The following is a 1,253-nucleotide window of genomic DNA, read 5'->3' as shown; positions in this document are numbered from 1 at the left end:
TCGTCTGACGGCAGAAGAAGACCAGGAAATCAGAAAAAGGGCTGCTGAATGCGGCAAGACCGTTTCCGGTTTTTTACGGGCGGCAGCTCTCGGTAAGAACGTTAACTCACTGACTGATGATCGGGTACTGAAAGAAGTTATGAGACTGGGGGCGTTACAGAAAAAACTCTTTATCGACGGCAAGCGTATCGGGGACAGGGAGTATGCGGAGGTGCTGATCGCTATTACGGAGTATCACCGTGCCCTGTTATCCAGGCTTATGGCAGATTAGCTTCCCGGGGAGAAAACTGTTGAAAACAGACGGTATGAACACGGTAAGCTCCCAAAGTGATCTCCATTCGCTTTCATGCATAGCTATGCAGCGAGCTGAAAACGATCCTGACGCATCCTTCCTGTTTTTCCGGGGTAAAACATCTATTTTTGTGGTGTCTGCGTCAGAATCGCGTTCAGCGCGTTTCAGTGGTGCGTACAATTAAGGGATTATGGTAAATGATGATTATTTCTCCTCTCTATTTACTCGGCAAGCGCCAAAGTGAATTACATCATATTTTACTCCTGATTCATTTATTACTTTAAATATGTCAGAAAGGTGCTTCTTATGATTTTTATCAGTTATAAATGCTATATCAATATTTTTGTTTCCTAAGCCATCTTGATGTCTTTGTATAATATTTTGGGCTTGTTCATGGTAATATAGAGCATAGTTTTTTATCTTCTCATTACTTGTTGCGTATTCTTTTCTATATATGGATTGTGACATCATTTCTTCTTCTAATTTTGATTGAGGTATATTGCGCGCGTTCGCTAGAACTTTTAGGTCATCTTTGCTTATGTTTAGTGATGGTGTTAACCCTTTTTGAGCTTCAGTATGGCGTTTGTTTACCTCTGAAAGAACGCTTAGTCCCTTTGTGAAGTCGTTGTCTTTTGTATAAAAATCAATTCTTAGGTTTTTGGGGACTACAGTCCATCCATCGCCTTTTTGACGCGTGAATAGTGTTTGTGGATGGGAGATCTCTTTCCATCCACCATGCGACATAATGACAAGTTGTGTTGCTTTTCCTGTTTGGCTCAATCCTATTCCGTCTTTCTGGAATAAACGACGATGACTTGTTACGTCCATGTTTGGTGATGGGTGTGTTTTTATATTTTTGGATGATGTTAGAAGGTGATTTCTTATTGTTGATGATATGTTTGTTATGAGATTCGAATTGAGTATTTTCATTTGTTAACAATCCATTTTTGCGGTGTTTTTT

2 protein-coding genes are annotated in these 1,253 nt (G+C 40.1%); one reads left to right on the top strand and one right to left on the bottom strand.

The genetic code is table 11. The annotated features are described in order from the left end of the window. On the top strand, window positions 1-271 hold a 271-nt coding region (gene mobA / locus BGK49_RS15065), incomplete at its 5' end, for a plasmid mobilization protein MobA (protein ID WP_158513075.1). A gap of 225 nt (window positions 272-496) precedes the next feature. Here mobA and BGK49_RS15060 read toward each other — a convergent pair. Beyond that, window positions 497-1,222, bottom strand: a complete 726-nt coding sequence (locus BGK49_RS15060) for a putative adhesin (protein WP_024259713.1) — start codon at window positions 1,220-1,222, stop codon at window positions 497-499. Between the last annotated feature and the right edge of the window lie 31 nt (window positions 1,223-1,253).

This window comes from Shigella sp. FC1544, assembly GCF_001722145.1.
GTDB classification, from domain to species: domain Bacteria; phylum Pseudomonadota; class Gammaproteobacteria; order Enterobacterales; family Enterobacteriaceae; genus Escherichia; species Escherichia coli.
This window is presented reverse-complemented; position numbering and strand designations above follow the sequence as displayed.